A 20,345-nucleotide genomic window follows, 5' to 3' on the forward strand; every position below is an offset into this window, starting at 1 on the left:
GAACAGGCCCTGTCGATTTATTTTTTATTATTTGATATTAAATACGCGGCTGGCATTGCCCCAGGCTATTTTTTCTTTCAGCCCTTCATCCATTTCTAACGGATCAAACCAGTCGCAGGCCTGATGAATATCTTCATAAGGGTAATCTACGGAGAACATCACGCGATCGGCACCCATTACTTCAATCGCATTATTTAGCGAGTGAGTATTAAAGTGACCGCTGGTGGTGACAATAAAGTTATTTTGCAGATAGTGCATTAACGGTTTTTCCGCCTTGCCCAAACCGCAGCCGAAACGCTGACGATAGAGGCGATGTTGAGTGCGCGGCAGCATGTGTACCAGCCCTTCACCGAGGTGTCCCAGCACCAGGTTAAGATTCGGATAACGGTCGAACAGGCCGCTCATCATCAGGCGAATAGCGTGAACGGCGGTTTCCTGCGCAAAGCCCCAGGCGGAACCGATTAGGCTTTCGTAACCGGTATAAATCCCGCGCGCCGGGCCTTCCAGCGGTTCACGCGGATGCAGGTACACCGGCACGTTTAGCTCGTTGACTTTATCCCAGAATACCAGCATGGATTCATCATCAAGATACAGGCCATGTTCGCTGTCTTTGACGTTGGTGTAGCCGTTAATCAGCGCGCCTTTCATGCCCAGTTTTTTCACCGCGCGCTCCAGCTCTTCCGCCGCAGCTTCCGGGTTTTGTAACGCCAGCGTGGCGAACGCGCTAAATTTATCCGGATTCGGTTTTACATAATTATCAACGATAAAGTCGTTAGTGTCGCGAGCGAAAGAGACCGCTTTGGCTTTATCTAAAATAGATTGCGCGCCGGGTGAAGTCAGAGAAAGAATAACGTGGTCGATATTACGTTGCGCCATTTCTTCGAGTTGAATGCTGCGGTCAAGCAGGCGGCGCTCTACGTCTTGCATATATTCGCTACCGTTACGGTTAGCTTCACCGGTTGAATCCCATAAACGGTTATTTTCAGGAGTAGATACATGTTCTTCTAAAGCGATTTTTCCGCGCATGATAGGTTCCTTTATTTATTCGGTCGATATGAACTGATGCGAGGAGATTAAAATTTTTGACGTATTGACAGCAATAAACCAGATAGAATATGGCGTATCAGGAATCCTAATACAGCCGATTATTTTATGATTTAAATGCTAATAGAACCGCCTGAGGCGGCAAGATCTACAATCTGCTTGCGCAGCCAGATATGCCCAGGATCGCGGTGCAGACGCTGGTGCCAGACCTGGCGAATCGCGATGTTAGCCAGTGAGAAAGGTAGCGGCCAGCTGCTGCAGGGGTAACGCCTGGTGATGTGGCGCGCCAGCTGCTCCGGCACCACCGCGATCATCTCGCTGCCGGCAACCAGCTCGCCCGCGCCTAAAAAGCTGGGCAGCGTCAATGCGATACGCCGCGGCATACTGTGTTCCGCCAGCAGTTTATCAATGTCGCCGTGGGCGGTGCCGTTGACGCGAACCGCAAGGTGCTTTTCCTGACGCCAGTCTTCGGTGCTGAACCGATGACGAATGCGCGGGTGATTGTCCGCTGCCAGACAAACATACGACTGATCGAACAGATGCTGCTGATAGACGCTATCCGGCAGTTGGGTAAGATAGCCGATCGCCAAATCACATTTCCCTGATTCCAGCGCGCTAAGCGTCTGATCGTCAATATTCAGCACCGTAAAGGTGATGCCGCTGGCGTCCAGCCGCTGGAGCTGGCTTTGCAGCAAAGGAAGAAGCGTCATCTGGCTGATATCGGTCATGCCGATGGTGAAGTTACGGTTGCTCTCCTGCGGGATAAATTCCGGCTTAGCCGCCAGATCGGTATCGGCCAGTTGCAAAAGAGTAAAAATGGTGGGGGCGATTGCGTCCGCGCGCGGCGTTGGCGCCATGCGTTGTCCAACGCGCACAAACAGCGGGTCGTCAAAGTGCTCGCGTAGCTTTTTTAGCAGCAGGCTACCGGTTGGCTGACTGATATCGAGCGCTTCCGCCGCCGGAGAGACATTCCCCAAACGGTAGAGCGCGGAGAAAAAGCGTAGTGATTTGAAATCCAGTTCTTCCCGCATGCGCCCTCCTGGCCGGAAATTACCTCGCCGCGTCGTCGTTGATCAACAGCACCCAATGAACATAGCTTTGCCACTGACACTCTTGCTCAACCATTTCCCGGCCCAGCGGATGTTCCTTCAGCCAGTCATCCGGCAGCGTCAGCGTCAGTTTTTCGTCGTCGGCGGCAAGTTGAATGGCTGGCAGGAGATCGTCGCGCCGGCGGCTGGCAAACAGAATCGCCAGTCGCAGCAGGCGACACAAATGTTCAGCAACGCGCGGCGGTACCGCGTTTTGCTGATGGAGCGAAGAAAGATCGATGGCGTTAGTCTGGTTGAGCAGCAGCGTGGCGATGAGCTTCTTCTGCGCCGGGGTAAAACCGGGCAGGTCGAGGTTATTGACCAGATAGGCGGCGTGCTGCGGCGCGCGTTTGAAATCGACGCTCAGGCCAATTTCATGAAGCGCACAGGCGCTGACGAGCAAATCACGGCTTAGCGGATCCAGCTCCCAGCCGCTGTCCAGTTGATCAACCAGATGGGTGGCCAGATTAGCCACCCGTTGCGCCTGTTCAGTATCGATCATAAAGCGACGCTGAATATTACGCAGCGTGCGGCTACGAATATCCTGATCGACAGAAAGGTGCAACATGCCGTAGACCAGGCCTTCGCGTAATGCGCCGCCAGCCAGCGTCATGCACTGAATATTCAGTTCGCTAAAGATAGCAATCAGAATGGCAAGGCCGCTCGGAAAAACCAGTGCGCGTTCGAGCGTCAGCCCTTCGATTTCCAGCTCTTCGAGTCGGCCGCACTGGATGGCGCGCTGCTTAAGCTGCTGTAGCTTGCTGAGGGTGATGCGCTCATCCATTCCCTGCGCCATCATAATTTCCTGCAGCGCTTGCACGGTGCCTGAAGCGCCGACGCACACTTTCCAGCCGTGGTAACGCAGGACATCAGCGATTGGAAGCAGCACATCGCGCGCCGCCGCTTCAGCGAGATCGAAGTTTTCTTTCGTCAGGCTACGGTCGGCAAAGTAGCGTTCAAGCCAGGTGACGCAGCCCATCGACAGGCTGAACAGCGAGGTCGTTTGCGCGCCGGTGCCGGTCACCAGTTCAGTGCTGGCGCCGCCGATATCCACCACCAGACGCTGATCGGCGCCGCCGGTGGTATGGGCTACGCCCTGGTAGATCAGGCGGGCTTCTTCCTCACCGCTAATCACCTGGACGGGGCAACCGAGGATTTCCTGCGCTTTCGCCAGAAATTCGCCGGCGTTGACCGCCAGTCGCAGGGTGGCGGTGGCGACGACGCGAATTTGCGCCGAAGGAATATCCTGCAGACGTTCGGCAAACAGGCGTAAGCACTGCCAGCCGCGCTCCATCGCTTCTGCGGAGAGCGCATTGTCGCTATTCAGGCCGGCAGCCAGACGCACCTTGCGCTTAATGCGGCTCAGGGTCTGAATACTGCCCGCCACCTCGCGCACCACCAACATATGAAAACTATTGGAGCCAAGGTCGATGGCGGCATACAGCGAGGTGGAACTCATACTCTTCATCTTTCAGGCAGCTCCTGTGTCGACTGGGCTTCGTTGCCCGGGATAATCTCCGTGGCGCATCCTGAAAAATTTCGTGTATGGCATAGATATTAACCTGAGCGACGACGATTACGAGGCGGGCCATTACGGCGCGGGCCATTACCTGGGCGGGTGCGCGTTAAACGCAGCGGCTTCGGTAAATCGGTCATCAGCGCGTCCGGATTGTACTTGCTGACCGGGATCGAGTGGCCGATATAGGTTTCGATTGCCGGCAGGTTCAACGCGTATTCTTCGCAGGCCAGGCTGATGGAGTGCCCGCTGGCGCCCGCGCGGCCGGTACGGCCGATACGGTGGACATAGTCTTCGCAGTCATCCGGCAGGTCATAGTTAAAGACATGGGTGACGGCTGGGATATGCAGGCCGCGAGCGGCTACGTCGGTCGCAACCAGAATATCGAGATCGCCGCGGGTGAACTCTTCGAGAATACGCAGGCGTTTTTTCTGCGCCACGTCGCCGGTCAGCAGGCCGACGCGATGTCCATCTGCCGCCAGATGGCCCCAGATATCTTCACAACGATGCTTGGTGTTGGCGAAAACAATAGCGCGGTCGGGCCACTCTTCTTCCAGCAGCGTCTGCAGCAGGCGCATTTTTTCGTCGTTGGAAGGATAGAACAACTCTTCTTTAATGCGGTGGCCGGTTTTCTGTTCCGGTTCGACTTCAACGTACTCGGCGTTGTTCATCTGTTCGAATGCCAGTTCGCGTACGCGATAAGACAGCGTGGCGGAGAACAGCATGTTCAGGCGCTGAGTGGCCGGCGGCATGCGGCGGAATAGCCAGCGGATATCTTTAATAAAGCCGAGATCGTACATGCGATCGGCTTCGTCGAGCACGACAACCTGAATGGCGCCGAGATTAATGTGGTTTTGTTTGGCGTAATCAATCAGACGACCGGTGGTGCCGATCAGAATATCAACGCCGCTTTCCAGTACTTTCAGCTGCTTATCGTAGCCGTCGCCGCCGTAAGCCAGACCGAGCTTCAGACCGGTGGCCTGCGCCAGCGGTTCGGCGTCAGCGTGAATCTGTACCGCCAGCTCGCGCGTTGGCGCCATGATCAGCGCGCGCGGTTGGTTAACCTGGCGGTCTGCGATGGCCGGGTGAGAGAGAAGATAATGAAACGTTGACGTCAGAAACGCCATCGTTTTACCGGTACCGGTTTGCGCCTGCCCGGCGACATCGCGGCCTTCCAGCGTGAGCGGAAGGGCGAGAGCCTGAATGGGTGTGCAATTATGAAACCCTTTTTTTTCAAGGGCTTCGACAACTGCCGGGTGCAGGGCGAAGTCGGAAAACTTCTGTTCTGTCAAATGTGTTTTGCTCATAGTGTGGTAGAATATCAGCTAACTATTGCATTAAGAAAGCGTATCCGGTGAAATAACGTCAACCTTTCGTTGGCGATATACGAAATTATTCAAGGTGCGTCTCCGGCTACTGAATGGATCCCGGAAAGCTTAGACTACTAAGCGCAACGGGGGCGGTAAATCTGCCGCAGGTAGATTTGCAGACAGTGCGCTTAAGCATCGGCGGTGGTGGTCCATGGTGGATCCATTCCCGCAGGTAGCTTATAAAAGAGGCATCCTGAAGAATAGCGTGCATAACGTAGCATCAACACGTCGTTGATGACTGCGACACCAACACACCAGGCTTATTCCTGTGGAGTTATATATGAGCGATAAAATTATTCACCTGACTGACGACAGTTTTGACACGGACGTACTCAAGGCTGACGGGCTGACCCTCGTCGATTTCTGGGCAGAGTGGTGTGGTCCGTGCAAAATGATCGCCCCGATTCTGGATGAGATCGCTGAAGAGTATCAAGGCAAACTGACCGTGGCTAAACTGAACATCGATCAGAACCCGGGCACGGCGCCGAAGTACGGCATCCGCGGCATCCCGACGCTGCTGCTGTTCAAAAACGGCGAAGTCGCGGCGACTAAAGTCGGCGCGCTGTCCAAAGGCCAACTGAAAGAGTTCCTCGACGCCAACCTGGCGTAATCGGTTTGCCATTCCGGCGTCCGGATTCCTATTTTTTGTGGAACTCTGGACGCCCGGCCTGAGTCGTGCTAAGTTAATTCCAGACTTCGTTTTAAACATACCTATTGTTTGAATCTTGTTTTACCCAAAGCGTCCCGCAGACTATGCGCGTGAGGCTAATAATTCCGGGCTTATCACTCATTCCGTCTTGTCGTTTCAGTTCTGCGTTCTTTCCTGTGACCAGGCAACGTACAGACACGAGATGAAGCCGCTAACAGGCATGGATGTTCCTGCCATACCATTCACAACATTAAGTTCGAGATTTACCCCGAGTTTAAGAACCCACACCACTATGAATCTTACCGAATTAAAGAATACGCCGGTTTCTGAGCTGATTACTCTCGGCGAAAATATGGGGCTGGAAAACCTGGCTCGTATGCGTAAGCAGGATATTATTTTTGCCATCCTCAAGCAGCATTCAAAGAGTGGCGAAGATATCTTTGGCGATGGCGTACTGGAGATACTGCAGGATGGATTTGGATTCCTCCGCTCAGCAGACAGCTCCTACCTCGCCGGTCCAGACGACATCTACGTATCCCCCAGCCAAATCCGCCGCTTCAACCTCCGCACTGGTGACACCATTTCCGGTAAGATTCGTCCTCCTAAAGAGGGTGAACGTTACTTCGCGCTGCTGAAAGTTAACGAAGTTAACTACGACAAGCCGGAAAACGCGCGTAACAAGATTCTGTTCGAGAACTTAACGCCGCTGCACGCGAATTCACGCCTGCGTATGGAGCGTGGTAATGGTTCTACCGAAGACTTAACCGCTCGCGTACTGGATCTGGCATCGCCGATTGGCCGCGGCCAGCGTGGTCTGATCGTCGCGCCGCCGAAAGCCGGTAAAACCATGCTGCTGCAGAACATCGCGCAGAGCATCGCGTACAACCATCCTGACTGCGTGCTGATGGTGTTGCTTATCGACGAACGTCCGGAAGAAGTGACCGAGATGCAGCGTCTGGTTAAAGGTGAAGTTGTCGCTTCTACCTTCGACGAACCGGCATCTCGTCACGTGCAGGTTGCCGAAATGGTTATCGAGAAAGCGAAACGTCTGGTTGAGCACAAAAAAGACGTTATTATCCTGCTCGACTCCATCACCCGTCTGGCTCGTGCCTACAACACCGTGGTTCCGGCTTCCGGTAAAGTGCTGACCGGTGGTGTGGACGCCAACGCCCTGCATCGTCCGAAGCGTTTCTTCGGTGCGGCGCGTAATGTGGAAGAGGGCGGCAGCCTGACCATCATCGCTACCGCGCTTATCGATACCGGCTCTAAAATGGATGAAGTTATCTACGAAGAGTTTAAAGGTACCGGTAACATGGAACTGCACCTCTCCCGTAAGATTGCGGAAAAACGCGTCTTCCCGGCTATCGACTACAACCGTTCCGGTACCCGTAAAGAAGAGCTGCTGACCACCCAAGAAGAGCTGCAGAAAATGTGGATCCTGCGCAAAATCATCCATCCAATGGGTGAAATCGACGCAATGGAGTTCCTCATTAACAAGCTGGCGATGACCAAAACTAACGACGACTTCTTCGATATGATGAAGCGTTCGTAGGACGGAATACGCCGAAAAAACGCCACGCGATTGCGTGGCGTTTTGTTTTGTAGCTTTGTATGATCCAGGCGGGAAAAGCACCGCCAGCGTTGACGTATGATATGCGCGGCGGGTTAAGCAGAAAGGACTTTAACAGTCTAAAATATATACAATAAATTTGTAATGTTCTGCTTTTCCCCTTCAGGAGTGGAGACATCATCGTTATACTCCCCGGATTAACTATGCTGAGAGCACATGTGTTGTGAATTTACTCACTGCTATTACTGAATTAATCAGTGTTTTCTTATTCACGACCCTGTTTATATTTGTTGCCCGTAAAGCAGCGAAAAAAATTGGGTTAGTGGATAAGCCAAACTATCGGAAACGGCATCAAGGTTTGATTCCGTTAGTTGGTGGTATCTCAGTTTATGCCGGTATTTGTTTTACCTTTGCGATTGCCGATTATTATATCCCTCATGCCACGCTGTATCTGGCCTGCGCGGGGGTGCTGGTGTTGGTCGGCGCGTTGGATGACCGATTTGATATCAGCGTAAAAATTCGTGCGGTTATTCAGGCCGCGATAGCCGTTATCATGATGACGGCGGGTAATCTGCATCTCAGCAGCCTCGGCTATATTTTCGGTTCGTGGGAGTTAGTCCTCGGCCCCTTTGGTTTTTTCCTCACGCTTTTCGCCGTTTGGGCGGCAATCAACGCCTTCAATATGGTGGATGGCATTGACGGGTTGCTCGGCGGGCTTTCGTCCGTCTCCTTCGCGGCAACCGGCATCATCTTATGGTTTGATGGCCAGTACAGCCTGGCGATGTGGTGTTTTGCGATGATCGCCGCCATTCTGCCCTATATTTTACTTAATCTTGGCGCGCTTGGACGTCGCTATAAAGTGTTTATGGGTGATGCCGGCAGTACCATGATTGGCTTCACCATTATCTGGATCCTGCTGGAGACGACGCAGGGCAAAACGCATCCCATCAGCCCGGTGACGGCGCTGTGGATTATTGCGATTCCACTGATGGATATGGTGGCGATTATGTATCGCCGCCTGCGAAAGGGGATGAGCCCGTTCTCGCCAGATCGTCAGCATATTCATCATTTGATCATGCGTGCCGGGTTTACTTCCCGGCAGGCCTTTGTCCTGATTACGCTGGCTGCCGCTTTACTGGCGCTGGTCGGCGTAGTGGCGGAATACACCCGTATTGTTCCTGAATGGGTGATGTTAATACTCTTTTTGTTTGCTTTTTTACTTTATGGCTACTGCATTAAGCGCGCATGGAAAGTGGCGCGTCTGGTTAAGCGCATTAGACGCAGAATTCGGCGACACAGCGGCAATAATCCAAATTTAACAAAGTAAAACTGGGGAAGTGATGACTCAACCATTACCGGGAGCACAAGCAGTGAACGTTGAGAACGAACTGGATATTCGCGGGCTGTTTCGCGCCTTATGGGCAGGAAAAGGCTGGATAGTCGGCATCGCCGTGCTGTTCGCGCTGATCGTTCTTATTTATTCCTTTTTTGCTCGCCAGGAGTGGAGCGCGACGGCAATTACCGACCGGCCGACCGTCAATATGCTGGGCGGATACTATTCGCAACAGCAGTTCTTACGTAACCTGGATATCAAAGCCGATCTGGCTTCGGTAGACCAACCTTCCGCCATGGATGAGGCATACAAAGAGTTTATTATGCAACAGGCGTCATGGGATACCCGCCGTGACTTCTGGCTGCAGACCGATTACTACAAGCAGCGCCAGTCAGGCAACTCACGCGCGGATGCCGCGATGCTTGACGATCTGATTAACGATATTCAGTTTATCCCCGGCGACCCGCTGAAAAGCGTCAATGACAGCATCAAGCTGACGGCGGAGACCGCGCCAGATGCCAATAATCTGCTGCGTCAGTATGTCGCTTTCGCCAGCCAACGCGCCGCTGGTCATCTTAATGATGAGCTGAAGGGCGCCTGGGCGGCGCGTACGGTACAGATGAAAGCGCAGGTGAAGCGTCAGGAAGAGGTGGCAAGCGAGATCTACAACCGCCGCGTGCAGAGCGTCGAGCAGGCGTTGAAAATCGCCCAGCAACATAACATTTCCCGCAGCGAGACCGATGTTCCGGCGGAACAGCTGCCGGCCTCCGAACTCTTCTTACTTGGCCGGCCGATGCTGCAGGCGCGCCTCGAAAATCTGCAGGCCGTAGGGCCGGAATACGATCTCGACTATGACCAGAACCGCGCCATGCTGAACACGCTAAACGTTGGCCCGACGCTGGATCCACGTTTTCAGACTTACAGATATTTGCGTACGCCGGAAGAACCTGTAAAACGCGATAGCCCGCGGCGTGTATTTCTGATGATCATGTGGGGGATTGTGGGCGCGCTCATCGGCGCAGGCGTGGCGTTAGCACGTCGTCGTGTCCAGTGAATGGGGCCTGTGATGAAGGCTCCGCGCCATCATCACCTAATCGAAGAGAATCGATGTGAAAGTACTAACTGTATTTGGCACGAGACCAGAAGCCATCAAGATGGCGCCGCTGGTCCATGCGCTGGCAAAGGATCCTCATTTTGAGGCAAAGGTTTGCGTAACCGCGCAGCATCGGGAGATGCTCGATCAGGTGTTGAAACTGTTTTCGATTACGCCGGACTACGATCTGAACATTATGCAGCCGGGTCAGGGATTAACCGAGATCACCTGCCGCATTCTACAAGGTTTAAAGCCGGTACTGGAGTCGTTTAAGCCGGACGTGGTGCTGGTACATGGCGATACCACGACGACGATGGCGGCCAGCCTGGCGGCGTTTTATCAGCGCATCCCGGTGGGCCACGTGGAAGCGGGCCTGCGTACCGGCGACCTGAACTCGCCGTGGCCGGAAGAGGGTAACCGCACGCTGACCGGGCGTCTGGCGATGTACCATTTCGCCCCGACCGCCACCTCGCGCGATAACCTGCTGCGGGAAAATATTAACGAAGAGCGCATTACCGTCACCGGCAATACGGTGATCGATGCGTTGTTCTGGGTTCGCGATCGTGTCCTTGGCGACGAGGCGCTGCGCAATGAACTGATGCAGCGCTATCCGTTCCTCGAAGAGGATAAGAAATTAATTCTGGTGACCGGCCACCGTCGCGAGAGCTTTGGTCTCGGCTTCGAGCACATTTGCCATGCGCTGGCGGATATCGCCAGCCATCACCCTGATGTACAGATTGTTTATCCGGTTCACCTGAACCCGAACGTCAGCGAGCCGGTTAACCGTATTCTCGGCCATGTCGCTAACGTGAAATTAATTGATCCGCAGGATTACCTGCCATTCGTCTGGCTGATGAATCGCGCGTGGCTGATTCTGACCGATTCCGGCGGGATTCAGGAAGAAGCGCCGTCGCTTGGGAAACCGGTACTGGTGATGCGCGAAATGACGGAGCGCCCGGAGGCGGTCGCCGCTGGCACCGTACGTCTGGTCGGCACCGACAGGCAGCGTATCGTCGATGAAGTCACCCGTCTGCTGCAGGATGATGCCGCCTGGCAGGCAATGAGTCGGGCCCATAACCCTTACGGCGATGGTCAGGCATGCGATCGTATTTTATCCGCTCTTAAAAATAATCAGGTAACGCTATGAGTTTTTCTACCATTTCAGTGATTGGCCTTGGGTATATTGGTCTGCCAACCGCTGCCGCATTTGCTTCCCGGCAACGGCGGGTGGTTGGCGTGGACATCAATCAACACGCCGTTGAGACCATTAACCGTGGTGAGATTCATATCGTCGAGCCGGATTTAGCGAGCGTCGTAAAAACGGCGGTTGAACAGGGATATTTAAGCGCCACCACCGTGCCGGTGGAGTCTGACGCCTACCTGATTGCCGTCCCGACGCCGTTTAAAGGCGGGCATGAACCAGATATGGCCTTTGTTGAATCCGCCGCTAAATCTATTGCCCCGACCCTGAAGAAAGGGGCGTTAGTGATCCTGGAATCCACCTCGCCGGTCGGTTCGACTGAACAGATGGCCGAGTGGCTGGCGGCGATGCGCCCCGATCTCAGCTTCCCACAGCAGGTGGGCGAGGCGGCTGACGTTAATGTCGCCTACTGTCCGGAGCGCGTACTGCCGGGGCAGGTGATGGTCGAGCTCATCAAAAATGACCGCGTTATTGGCGGCATGTCGCCGGTCTGCTCGGCGCGTGCCAGTGAGCTGTATAAAATTTTCCTTGAAGGCGAATGCGTAGTGACTAACTCGCGCACTGCGGAAATGTGCAAGCTGACGGAAAACAGCTTCCGCGACGTCAACATCGCCTTTGCTAACGAACTATCGCTGATTTGCGCCGACCAGGGGATCAACGTCTGGGAACTGATCCGCCTGGCGAACCGCCATCCGCGCGTCAATATTCTGCAGCCGGGTCCGGGCGTCGGTGGCCACTGTATCGCCGTCGACCCGTGGTTTATCGTGGCGCAAAACCCGCAGCAGGCGCGTCTGATTCGCACCGCGCGCGAGGTTAACGACCACAAGCCGGAATGGGTTATCGAACGGGTGAAAGCACAGGTTGCCGAGTGCCTGAATGCCAGCAATAAACGCGCCAGTGAACTGACTATTGCCTGCTTCGGCCTGGCCTTTAAGCCTAACATTGATGATCTACGTGAAAGCCCGGCGATGGAAATTGCCGCGCAGATCGCCCGCTGGCACAGCGGCGTGACGCAGGTGGTTGAGCCCAACATTCACACGCTGCCGAAGAAGCTTGATGGCCTGTGTACGCTGGCGACCCTTGATAATGCGCTGGCGAGCGCCGATGTGCTGGTGATGCTGGTCGATCACAACGAGTTTAAAGCCGTTAGCGGCGATAGCGTTACTCAGGCCTATATCATCGACACCAAAGGAGTGTGGCGGTGAGAACGATTCTGGTCACCGGCGGTGCGGGCTTTATTGGCTCCGCGGTAGTGCGTGAAATCATCCAGCACACCGCCGATCGCGTCGTGGTCGTGGATAAGCTGACCTATGCCGGCAATTTGATGTCGCTGGCGCCGGTGGCGCAGGATGCGCGTTTTGCCTTTGAACAGGTGGATATCTGTAACCGAGCCGAGCTGGATCGCATCTTCCAACAGCATCAACCCGATACGGTGATGCATCTGGCGGCGGAAAGCCATGTCGATCGTTCTATTGATGGCCCGGCGGCGTTCATTGAGACTAATATCGTCGGTACCTATACGCTGCTGGAAGCCGCGCGCAGCTGGTGGAATACGCTGGCGGCGGAGCAAAAATCGGCGTTTCGCTTTCATCATATCTCGACGGACGAAGTGTATGGCGATTTGCATGGCAGCGATGATTTCTTTACCGAGACCACGCCTTATGCGCCAAGCAGCCCTTATTCGGCCTCGAAAGCCAGCAGCGACCATCTGGTGCGCGCCTGGCAGCGTACCTACGGCCTGCCGACGCTTATCACTAATTGCTCGAATAACTACGGCCCGTATCACTTCCCGGAGAAGCTGATCCCGTTGATTATTCTCAACGCGCTGGCGGGAAAACCGCTACCGGTTTACGGTAATGGCCAACAAATTCGCGACTGGCTGTACGTCGAGGATCACGCCAGAGCGCTGTATCTGGTAGCGACCCGCGGCGAGCCGGGCGAAACTTACAATATCGGCGGTCATAACGAGCGTAAAAACATCGAGGTGGTGGAAACCATTTGCGAACTGCTCGAAGAGCTGGCGCCGCATAAGCCGCAGGGCGTGGCGCGTTACCGCGATCTGATTACCTTCGTCGCTGACCGGCCAGGCCACGATCTGCGTTATGCGATTGACGCGGCGAAGATTGCACGCGAGCTGGGCTGGACGCCGGATGAGACCTTTACTTCCGGTATGCGCAAAACTGTCCAGTGGTATCTGGCAAATGAGGCATGGTGGCGACAGGTTCAGGACGGTAGCTATCAGGGCGAGCGTCTTGGGCTGCACGGCTAACTGGCCCAGGGGGGCATGATGAAAGGTATTATTCTGGCAGGCGGTTCCGGTACGCGCCTGCATCCCATCACGCGCGGCGTGTCGAAACAGCTGCTGCCAATTTACGACAAGCCGATGATTTACTACCCGCTGTCGGTGTTAATGCTGGCTGGGATCCGTGAAATCCTTATCATCACCACGCCGGAAGATCAGCGCGATTTCCAACGCCTGCTCGGCGATGGTTCCGAGTTTGGTATCCAATTGCACTATGCCGTTCAGCCGACGCCGGATGGTTTAGCCCAGGCGTTTATCATCGGGGAAGCGTTTCTCAACGGCGAACCGGCGTGCCTGGTGTTGGGCGATAATATCTTCTTTGGCCAGAGCTTTAGCCCTAAGCTGCGTAGCGTCGCAACCCGCACCGAAGGGGCGACGGTATTTGGCTATCAGGTGATGGATCCTGAGCGCTTCGGCGTGGTGGAGTTTGATGACAACTTCCGCGCCTTGTCGCTGGAGGAAAAGCCGAAACAACCGAAGTCGAACTGGGCGGTCACCGGGCTTTATTTCTACGATGGAAAAGTGGCCGAGTATGCCAAACGGGTCAAACCGTCCGAGCGCGGCGAGCTGGAAATTACCTCCATCAACCAGATGTATCTTGAGGATGGCGCGTTAACCGTCGAGCTGCTTGGGCGCGGCTTTGCGTGGCTGGATACCGGCACGCACGATAGTCTGATTGAAGCCAGCATGTTTGTGCAGACGGTAGAAAAGCGGCAGGGCTTTAAAATCGCCTGTCTGGAAGAAATTGCCTGGCGTAACGGCTGGCTTGACGATGACGGCGTCAAACGCGCCGCGAAGCGGCTGGAAAAAACCGGCTATGGCCAATACTTGCTGGATCTCCTCCGTGCCCGCCCGCGCCAGTATTGAAGCGCTGGAGTGGGAAAACCGCTTCTTCGCCGTTAATAGCGGCATCGTTCGCTTTGACGAACGCGCGCCGCAGCTCACCGCTGAAACCCTGGCGGGATGGTCGCGAGTGCAGGCGAAAGTCGCTGCCAGCGACACCGCCCGGCTGGATGCGCTACAGGAGATCGGTTTTCAACTGGTGGAAGGCGAGGTCGATCTGGCGTTGCCGGTAGGCGAGCCGGCTGATGCCGGCGCCGAATGGGCCGTTGAAGGCGATATTGCGCGACTGCGCGAACTGGCGGCGCAGGCCTTTGCTATGAGCCGTTTTCGCGCTCCCTGGTACGCCGCTGATGCCAGCGGCCGATTCTACGCGCAATGGATTGAAAACGCGGTGCTGGGGACCTTTGACCACCAGTGTCTGCTATTTCGCGCGTCCGATGGCGACATCCGCGCATTTGTTTCTTTGCGTCAGCTCAACGACACCGACGCGCGTATCGGCCTGCTGGCCGGGCGCGGCGCTGGCGCCGAGCTTATGCAGGCGGCGCGCCACTGGGCGGCGCAACGCGGGCTTTCTACACTGCGGGTGGCGACCCAGATGGGCAACACCGCCGCGCTTAAACGTTATATTCTCAGCGGTGCGAATGTGGAAAGCACCGCGTACTGGTTATACAGGTGACACGATGATTCCATTTAACGCACCGCCGGTGGTGGGGACTGAGCTCGATTACATGCAATCGGCGATGAACAGCGGCAAGCTTTGCGGCGACGGCGGTTTTACCCGTCGCTGCCAGCAGTGGTTTGAACAGCGCTTCGGCACCGCCAAAGCGCTGCTGACGCCATCCTGCACCGCGTCGCTGGAGATGGCGGCGCTGCTGCTGGATATTCAGCCTGGCGATGAAGTCATCATGCCCAGCTATACCTTTGTTTCCACCGCCAATGCCTTTGTGCTGCGCGGGGCGAAAATCGTCTTCGTCGATATCCGTCGCGATACGATGAATATTGATGAATCGCTGATAGAAGCCGCAATCACTGATAAAACCCGGGCGATCGTGCCGGTGCATTATGCGGGCGTGGCCTGTGAAATGGACACCATCATGGCGCTCGCCGCCAAATATAATCTGTACGTGGTGGAAGACGCCGCGCAGGGCGTGATGTCCACCTATAAGGGTCGCGCGCTGGGCACCATCGGCCATATTGGCTGCTTTAGCTTCCATGAGACGAAAAACTACACCGCCGGTGGTGAAGGCGGCGCAACGCTTATCAACGATCGTAAACTGGTGGAACGCGCGGAAATCATTCGCGAAAAGGGCACTAACCGTAGCCAGTTCTTCCGCGGTCTGGTGGATAAGTACACCTGGCGCGATATCGGTTCCAGCTATTTGATGTCCGATCTGCAGGCCGCCTATCTTTGGGCGCAGCTGGAAGCCGCGGAGCGGATTAACCAGCAGCGCCTGACGCTGTGGCAAACTTATTATGACGCGCTGCTGCCGCTGGCGCGCGCGGGTCGTATCGATCTGCCGGCGGTGCCGGCGGATTGCGGGCAAAACGCGCATATGTTTTACATTAAGCTGCGGGATAACGATGACCGCGCGGCGCTGATTAACTGGCTGAAAGAGGCAGAAATTCTGGCGGTGTTCCACTATATTCCGCTCCATAGCTGCCCGGCTGGCGAACAGTTCGGCGAGTTCTGCGGCGAAGATCGTTATACCACCCAGGAGAGTGAACGCCTGCTGCGTTTGCCGCTGTTCTACAACCTGTCTGCGGTAAACCAACGGACGGTGATTAATTCACTGCTGAGCTACTTCTCCTGATATGTCGTTGGCAAAAGCATCACTGTGGACCGCGGCGTCCACCTTAGTCAAAATAGGCGCCGGTCTGCTGGTGGTAAAGCTGCTGGCGGTCTCATTTGGCCCGGCGGGCGTAGGCCAGGCCGGTAACTTCCGGCAACTGGTCACCGTTCTGGGCGTCCTGGCGGGCGCCGGGATTTTTAATGGCGTCACTAAGCTGGTTGCCCAACATCACGACGATCCGCTACGCCTGAAGCAGGTGGTTGGAACCTCGTCATCAATGGTGCTCGGTTTTTCCACCCTGCTGGCGCTGGTCTTTTTGCTGGCGGCGGCGCCCATAAGCCAGGCGCTGTTCGGCCATTCGCACTATCAGAATCTGGTACGTCTGGTGGCGCTGGTGCAGATGGGAATTGCGTGGGCCAACTATCTGCTGGCGCTGATGAAAGGTTTTCGCGATGCGGCGGGTAACGCTTTTTCGCTGATTGCCGGGAGTCTGATTGGCGTGGCGGCCTACTACGCCTGTTACTACTTCGGTGGTTATCAGGGGGCGCTGTTAGGGCTGGCCTTAGTTCCCGCGCTGGTGGTGGTTCCGGCCGCCATTATGCTTTGGCGGCGCGGCGCGATCCCGCTGAACGCGCTACGTCCGCGTTGGGATAACGGGCTTGCGGGGCAACTATCGAAATTTACCCTGATGGCGCTGATTACCTCGGTGACGCTGCCGGTGGCCTATGTGATGATGCGTAATCTGCTGGCGGCGCATTACGGCTGGGAGGCGGTCGGCATCTGGCAGGGGGTGAGCAGTATCTCGGATGCCTACCTGCAGTTTATTACCGCTTCCTTTAGCGTGTATCTGCTGCCGACGTTGTCGCGGTTGAGCGCCAAAACGGACATCACGCGTGAGATAGTGAAGTCGTTGAAATTCGTCCTGCCGGCGGTGGCGGCGGCAAGCCTGACGGTCTGGCTGCTGCGCGATTTTGCCATCTGGTTACTGTTTTCCGCGCGCTTCACCGCGATGCGCGACCTGTTCGCCTGGCAGTTGGTGGGCGATGTTTTAAAAGTTGGCGCTTACGTCTACGGCTATCTGGTGATCGCCAAAGCGTCATTGCGCTTTTATATTCTGACGGAAATCAGCCAGTTCACGCTGCTGACCGCATTTTCACACTGGCTTATTCCGGCGCACGGCGCACTTGGCGCGGCGCAGGCGTATATGGCCACTTATATTGTTTATTTCGCCCTTTGTAGTGGCGTGTTTTTACTCTGGCGTAAACGGGCATGACAGCACTGATACACGTACTGGGATCGGATATCCCGCACCACAACCAGACCGTATTGCGGTTCTTTAACGACGAACTGGCCGCCGACGCGCGGGCCAGGACGTTTATGGTCGTGGGTGATGCGACAGGTATGCGCGAGGCGTATCCGGCGCTGGAAATTACCTGCTATCCGGGTAAGAAATCGCTGGCGCAGGCGGTGATTGCCAAAGCGAAAGCCGATCGCCAGCAGCGCTTTTTTTTCCACGGCCAGTTTAATACCGGTCTATGGCTGGCGTTGTTGAGCGGCGGGATCCGCCCGTCGCAATTTAACTGGCATATCTGGGGCGCGGATCTGTATGAAAACTCAGCCAGCCTGAAATTCCGTCTGTTTTATCCTCTGCGCCGCATGGCGCAAGGGCGGGTAGGACGAGTTTTCGCCACCCGCGGCGATCTCAGCTGGTTTGCTAACCGCCATCCGCGAGTGCCGGGCGAACTGCTGTACTTCCCGACGCGTATGGATCCGTCGCTAAATTCCCTTGCCGATACCGCCCCGCGCGGTGACACCCTGACCATTTTAGTGGGGAACTCCGGCGATCGTAGTAATGAGCATATTGCGGCGCTAAGGGCGATTCATCAGCAGTTTGGCGATACGGTGAATGTCATCGTACCGATGGGCTATCCGGCCAACAATGAAGCGTACATTGACGAAGTGCGCCAGGCGGGAGCGGCGCTGTTTAGTCGCGAGCATCTGCAGATCCTCAGCGAGAAGCTTGAGTTTGATGATTATCTGGCGTTGCTGCGCCGCTGCGACCTGGGCTATTTCCTGTTTGCGCGCCAGCAGGGTATCGGCACGCTGTGCCTGCTGATTCAGGCGGGTATTCCCTGCGTGCTCAATCGCGAAAATCCGTTCTGGCAGGATATGACCGAACAACAGATCCCGGTGCTGTTTACCAGCGATACCCTGGATGTCGACGTGGTGCGCGAAGCACAGCGCCAGTTAGCGAGCGTTGATAAAACGCAAATCGCCTTCTTCCGCCCGAACTATCTGGCGGGCTGGCAGCGGGCGCTACAGCTGGCAGCGGAGGCGCGGGTATGACGTTAATGCAATTTAGCGGGCTGTTGGTGGTCTGGCTGCTGTCGACGCTGTTTATCGCCACCGCCACCTGGTTTGAGTTCCGCCGCGTGCGCTTTAACTTCAACGTCTTTTTCTCGTTGTTGTTCCTGCTCACCTTTTTCTTCGGCTTCCCGTTAACCAGTATCCTGGTATTCCGCTTTGACGTCAGCGTGGCGCCGCCGGAGATTTTGCTGCAGACGCTGCTGGTTGCGGTATGCTTCTATGCCATCTACTACGTGACCTACAAAACGCGATTGCGTCCGGCATCGCGCGATGTTCCACGTCGTCCGCTGTTTACCATGAACCGGGTTGAAACCCATCTGGCCTGGGGGATTTTGATGGGGCTGGCGCTGCTGTGCGTCGGTATCTTCTTCGCCCACAACGGTTTCCTGCTATTTAAGCTCAATTCATACAGCCAGATATTCTCCGCGGAAGTGTCCGGCGTGGCGTTGAAGCGCTTCTTCTACTTCTTTATTCCGGCGATGCTGGTGATCTATTTCCTGCGTCAGGATTACAAGGCGTGGATTTTCTTCCTGGTGAGCACCGTCGCCTTTGGTCTGCTGACCTACGCGATCGTCGGCGGTACCCGCGCCAACATCATTATCGCTTTCGCTATCTTCCTGTTTATCGGCATTATTCGCGGCTGGATCAGCCTGTGGATGCTGGCGGCGGCGGGCGTGCTGGGTATTGTCGGCATGTTCTGGCTGGCGTTGAAGCGCTATGGGATGAACGTTAGCGGCGATGAAGCGTTTTATACATTCCTCTATCTCACGCGCGATACCTTCTCGCCGTGGGAGAACCTGGCGCTGTTGCTGCAGAACTACGACAAGATTGAGTTCCAGGGGCTGGCGCCGATGATCCGCGACTTCTACGTCTTTATCCCCAGCTGGATGTGGCACGGTCGCCCGACAATGGTGCTGAATACCGCCAATTACTTCACCTGGGAAGTGTTAAATAACCATTCGGGGCTGGCGATATCGCCGACGCTAATTGGTTCGCTGGTGGTGATGGGCGGCGTATGGTTCGTACCGCTGGGCGCCGTCGCGGTAGGGTTCATCATTAAATGGTTCGACTGGCTGTACGAACTGGGCAACCGGGAGAGCAATCGCTACAAAGCGGCTATCCTGCACAGTTTCTGTTTCGGCGCTATCTTCAACATGATAGTGCTGGCGCGCGAAGGGTTGGATTCGTTCGGCTCCCGCGTGGTGTTTTTCCTCGTGATCTTTGGTATCTGCTTGTTAGCGGCGAAACTGCTGTACTGGCTCCTGGACAGCGCAGGATTGATTCATAAGCGGGTGAAGCCGCTTTCGCAACCGCAGGTCTGATAAGGATGAACATGACTGATAACACTTCCGCGCCGCAGTATGCGCTGCGAGGGCTGCAGCTGATTGGCTGGCGCGACATGCAGCATGCGCTCAACTATCTCTTCGCCGACGGCGAGCTGCGTCAGGGTACGCTGGTTGCGATCAACGCCGAAAAGATGCTGGCGGTAGAAGATAACCCGGAAGTGCGTGCGCTGATTGAGGCCGCCGAGTTTAAATATGCCGACGGCATCAGCGTCGTGCGCTCATTACGTAAAAAATATCCGCACGCTGAGGTGTCGCGCGTTGCCGGTGCCGATCTGTGGGAAGCGCTGATGGAGCGGGCTGGCGCTCAGGGAACGCCGGTGTTCCTGATCGGCGGCAAGCCCGAGGTGCTGGCGGAGACGCAAGCGAAGCTGCGTGAGCGCTGGAAGGTCAATATCGTCGGCAGTCAGGACGGCTATTTTTCCGCCGATCAGCGTCAGCAGCTGTTTGAGCGGGTGCGCGACAGCGGGGCGAAAATTGTCACCGTCGCGATGGGATCGCCGCGCCAGGAAATTCTAATGCGCGACTGCCGGCTGGTGTATCCCGCCGCGCTGTATATGGGCGTTGGCGGCACTTATGACGTCTTTACCGGCCACGTTCACCGGGCGCCAAAATTCTGGCAGAACCTGGGGCTGGAGTGGTTCTATCGCCTGCTCCTGCAACCGAGCCGTATCAAAAGACAGTTCCGTTTACTGCGCTATTTACGTTGGCATTATTCCGGCAAGCTCTGATATTCCACTGCAACCAGGCGAGATTGCATACATATTCTGTGTAATCTCTTCACTCGCCTGATACTTTATTTGCCATTTCCGTAAAATTAATTAACCATTCGCATG

Annotated in this window: 19 protein-coding genes; 15 read left to right on the forward strand and 4 right to left on the reverse strand. The window is 55.7% G+C overall.

The window, feature by feature from the left end:
- Positions 1–27: 27 nt before the first annotated feature.
- From AC2CGP_RS22630 to rhlB, 4 genes are all read right to left on the reverse strand, one after another.
- The gene (locus AC2CGP_RS22630; protein ID WP_015368889.1) at positions 28–1,026 is read right to left on the reverse strand and encodes an amidohydrolase family protein; all 999 of its coding nucleotides are present in this window, start codon (positions 1,024–1,026) and stop codon (positions 28–30) included.
- A gap of 131 nt (positions 1,027–1,157) precedes the next feature.
- Entirely contained in the window at positions 1,158–2,075 is a 918-nt protein-coding gene (locus tag AC2CGP_RS22635) for a LysR family transcriptional regulator (RefSeq protein WP_063410736.1), read from the reverse strand.
- Between the two features lie 19 nt (positions 2,076–2,094).
- Positions 2,095–3,600: a guanosine-5'-triphosphate,3'-diphosphate diphosphatase gene (gene gppA / locus AC2CGP_RS22640; RefSeq protein WP_162182314.1), complete on the reverse strand. Its 1,506-nt coding sequence runs from the start codon at positions 3,598–3,600 to the stop codon at positions 2,095–2,097.
- An 89-nt stretch (positions 3,601–3,689) separates the two neighbouring features.
- Positions 3,690–4,955, reverse strand: coding sequence for an ATP-dependent RNA helicase RhlB (rhlB, locus tag AC2CGP_RS22645; RefSeq protein ID WP_015368886.1), 1,266 nt, complete (start codon positions 4,953–4,955; stop codon positions 3,690–3,692).
- Positions 4,956–5,298: 343 nt separating this feature from the next.
- Here rhlB and trxA point away from each other — a divergent pair, with 343 nt between their 5' ends.
- The 15 genes from trxA (at position 5,299) to wecG (ending at position 20,240) form a co-directional block, all read left to right on the forward strand.
- Positions 5,299–5,628 (forward strand): thioredoxin TrxA, encoded by a 330-nt coding sequence (gene trxA / locus AC2CGP_RS22650; protein WP_002883224.1) that lies wholly within the window; start codon positions 5,299–5,301, stop codon positions 5,626–5,628.
- A 143-nt stretch (positions 5,629–5,771) separates the two neighbouring features.
- Complete coding sequence (locus tag AC2CGP_RS22655) at positions 5,772–5,873, forward strand: rho operon leader peptide (protein WP_049245627.1); 102 nt, start codon at positions 5,772–5,774, stop codon at positions 5,871–5,873.
- A gap of 86 nt (positions 5,874–5,959) precedes the next feature.
- On the forward strand, positions 5,960–7,219 hold the full coding sequence (gene rho / locus AC2CGP_RS22660) for a transcription termination factor Rho (RefSeq protein WP_002883293.1): 1,260 nt from the start codon (positions 5,960–5,962) through the stop codon (positions 7,217–7,219).
- A gap of 241 nt (positions 7,220–7,460) precedes the next feature.
- Positions 7,461–8,564, forward strand: a complete 1,104-nt coding sequence (wecA, locus tag AC2CGP_RS22665) for a UDP-N-acetylglucosamine--undecaprenyl-phosphate N-acetylglucosaminephosphotransferase (RefSeq protein WP_015368885.1) — start codon at positions 7,461–7,463, stop codon at positions 8,562–8,564.
- A gap of 13 nt (positions 8,565–8,577) precedes the next feature.
- A complete protein-coding gene (wzzE, locus tag AC2CGP_RS22670; protein ID WP_032715380.1) occupies positions 8,578–9,624 on the forward strand; it encodes an ECA polysaccharide chain length modulation protein in 1,047 nt (348 codons plus the stop codon).
- A 55-nt stretch (positions 9,625–9,679) separates the two neighbouring features.
- The gene (gene wecB, locus AC2CGP_RS22675) at positions 9,680–10,810 is read left to right on the forward strand and encodes a non-hydrolyzing UDP-N-acetylglucosamine 2-epimerase (RefSeq protein WP_015703970.1); all 1,131 of its coding nucleotides are present in this window, start codon (positions 9,680–9,682) and stop codon (positions 10,808–10,810) included.
- Positions 10,807–12,069, forward strand: a complete 1,263-nt coding sequence (wecC, locus tag AC2CGP_RS22680; RefSeq protein WP_015368882.1) for a UDP-N-acetyl-D-mannosamine dehydrogenase — start codon at positions 10,807–10,809, stop codon at positions 12,067–12,069. Before wecB ends, wecC begins: the two co-directional genes overlap by 4 nt.
- Positions 12,066–13,133, forward strand: coding sequence for a dTDP-glucose 4,6-dehydratase (gene rffG / locus AC2CGP_RS22685; protein ID WP_015368881.1), 1,068 nt, complete (start codon positions 12,066–12,068; stop codon positions 13,131–13,133). The genes wecC and rffG overlap by 4 nt, the downstream gene beginning before the upstream one ends.
- Positions 13,134–13,151: 18 nt before the next feature.
- Positions 13,152–14,033, forward strand: a complete 882-nt coding sequence (gene rfbA / locus AC2CGP_RS22690) for a glucose-1-phosphate thymidylyltransferase RfbA (RefSeq protein WP_015368880.1) — start codon at positions 13,152–13,154, stop codon at positions 14,031–14,033.
- Complete coding sequence (gene rffC / locus AC2CGP_RS22695) at positions 14,011–14,685, forward strand: dTDP-4-amino-4,6-dideoxy-D-galactose acyltransferase (protein WP_042894670.1); 675 nt, start codon at positions 14,011–14,013, stop codon at positions 14,683–14,685. Before rfbA ends, rffC begins: the two co-directional genes overlap by 23 nt.
- A 4-nt stretch (positions 14,686–14,689) precedes the next feature.
- Entirely contained in the window at positions 14,690–15,820 is a 1,131-nt protein-coding gene (gene rffA / locus AC2CGP_RS22700) for a dTDP-4-amino-4,6-dideoxygalactose transaminase (RefSeq protein ID WP_015368878.1), read from the forward strand.
- 1 nt (position 15,821) lies between these two features.
- Positions 15,822–17,072, forward strand: a complete 1,251-nt coding sequence (wzxE, locus tag AC2CGP_RS22705) for a lipid III flippase WzxE (protein ID WP_015703974.1) — start codon at positions 15,822–15,824, stop codon at positions 17,070–17,072.
- Complete coding sequence (locus AC2CGP_RS22710) at positions 17,069–18,145, forward strand: TDP-N-acetylfucosamine:lipid II N-acetylfucosaminyltransferase (protein ID WP_213760038.1); 1,077 nt, start codon at positions 17,069–17,071, stop codon at positions 18,143–18,145. The genes wzxE and AC2CGP_RS22710 overlap by 4 nt, the downstream gene beginning before the upstream one ends.
- The gene (wzyE, locus tag AC2CGP_RS22715; protein ID WP_213760036.1) at positions 18,142–19,488 is read left to right on the forward strand and encodes an ECA oligosaccharide polymerase; all 1,347 of its coding nucleotides are present in this window, start codon (positions 18,142–18,144) and stop codon (positions 19,486–19,488) included. Before AC2CGP_RS22710 ends, wzyE begins: the two co-directional genes overlap by 4 nt.
- A gap of 11 nt (positions 19,489–19,499) precedes the next feature.
- Positions 19,500–20,240, forward strand: coding sequence for a lipopolysaccharide N-acetylmannosaminouronosyltransferase (gene wecG / locus AC2CGP_RS22720; RefSeq protein ID WP_047057116.1), 741 nt, complete (start codon positions 19,500–19,502; stop codon positions 20,238–20,240).
- Positions 20,241–20,345: the final 105 nt, after the last annotated feature.

The sequence above is a fragment of the Klebsiella sp. SYXHC3 genome (assembly GCF_057196925.1).

What these genes read in the sequence shown, in the direction of transcription:
- AC2CGP_RS22635 (WP_063410736.1), bottom strand. Translation starts at nt 2,075, where the DNA reads ATGCGGGAAGAACTGGATTTCAAATCACTACGCTTTTTCTCCGCGCTC.
- rfbA (WP_015368880.1), top strand. Translation starts at nt 13,152, where the DNA reads ATGAAAGGTATTATTCTGGCAGGCGGTTCCGGTACGCGCCTGCATCCC.
- rhlB (WP_015368886.1), bottom strand. Translation starts at nt 4,955, where the DNA reads ATGAGCAAAACACATTTGACAGAACAGAAGTTTTCCGACTTCGCCCTG.
- wzyE (WP_213760036.1), top strand. Translation starts at nt 18,142, where the DNA reads ATGACGTTAATGCAATTTAGCGGGCTGTTGGTGGTCTGGCTGCTGTCG.
- wzzE (WP_032715380.1), top strand. Translation starts at nt 8,578, where the DNA reads ATGACTCAACCATTACCGGGAGCACAAGCAGTGAACGTTGAGAACGAA.
- AC2CGP_RS22630 (WP_015368889.1), bottom strand. Translation starts at nt 1,026, where the DNA reads ATGCGCGGAAAAATCGCTTTAGAAGAACATGTATCTACTCCTGAAAAT.
- gppA (WP_162182314.1), bottom strand. Translation starts at nt 3,600, where the DNA reads ATGAAGAGTATGAGTTCCACCTCGCTGTATGCCGCCATCGACCTTGGC.
- wzxE (WP_015703974.1), top strand. Translation starts at nt 15,822, where the DNA reads ATGTCGTTGGCAAAAGCATCACTGTGGACCGCGGCGTCCACCTTAGTC.
- wecC (WP_015368882.1), top strand. Translation starts at nt 10,807, where the DNA reads ATGAGTTTTTCTACCATTTCAGTGATTGGCCTTGGGTATATTGGTCTG.
- wecG (WP_047057116.1), top strand. Translation starts at nt 19,500, where the DNA reads ATGACTGATAACACTTCCGCGCCGCAGTATGCGCTGCGAGGGCTGCAG.
- AC2CGP_RS22710 (WP_213760038.1), top strand. Translation starts at nt 17,069, where the DNA reads ATGACAGCACTGATACACGTACTGGGATCGGATATCCCGCACCACAAC.
- trxA (WP_002883224.1), top strand. Translation starts at nt 5,299, where the DNA reads ATGAGCGATAAAATTATTCACCTGACTGACGACAGTTTTGACACGGAC.
- rho (WP_002883293.1), top strand. Translation starts at nt 5,960, where the DNA reads ATGAATCTTACCGAATTAAAGAATACGCCGGTTTCTGAGCTGATTACT.
- rffA (WP_015368878.1), top strand. Translation starts at nt 14,690, where the DNA reads ATGATTCCATTTAACGCACCGCCGGTGGTGGGGACTGAGCTCGATTAC.
- AC2CGP_RS22655 (WP_049245627.1), top strand. Translation starts at nt 5,772, where the DNA reads ATGCGCGTGAGGCTAATAATTCCGGGCTTATCACTCATTCCGTCTTGT.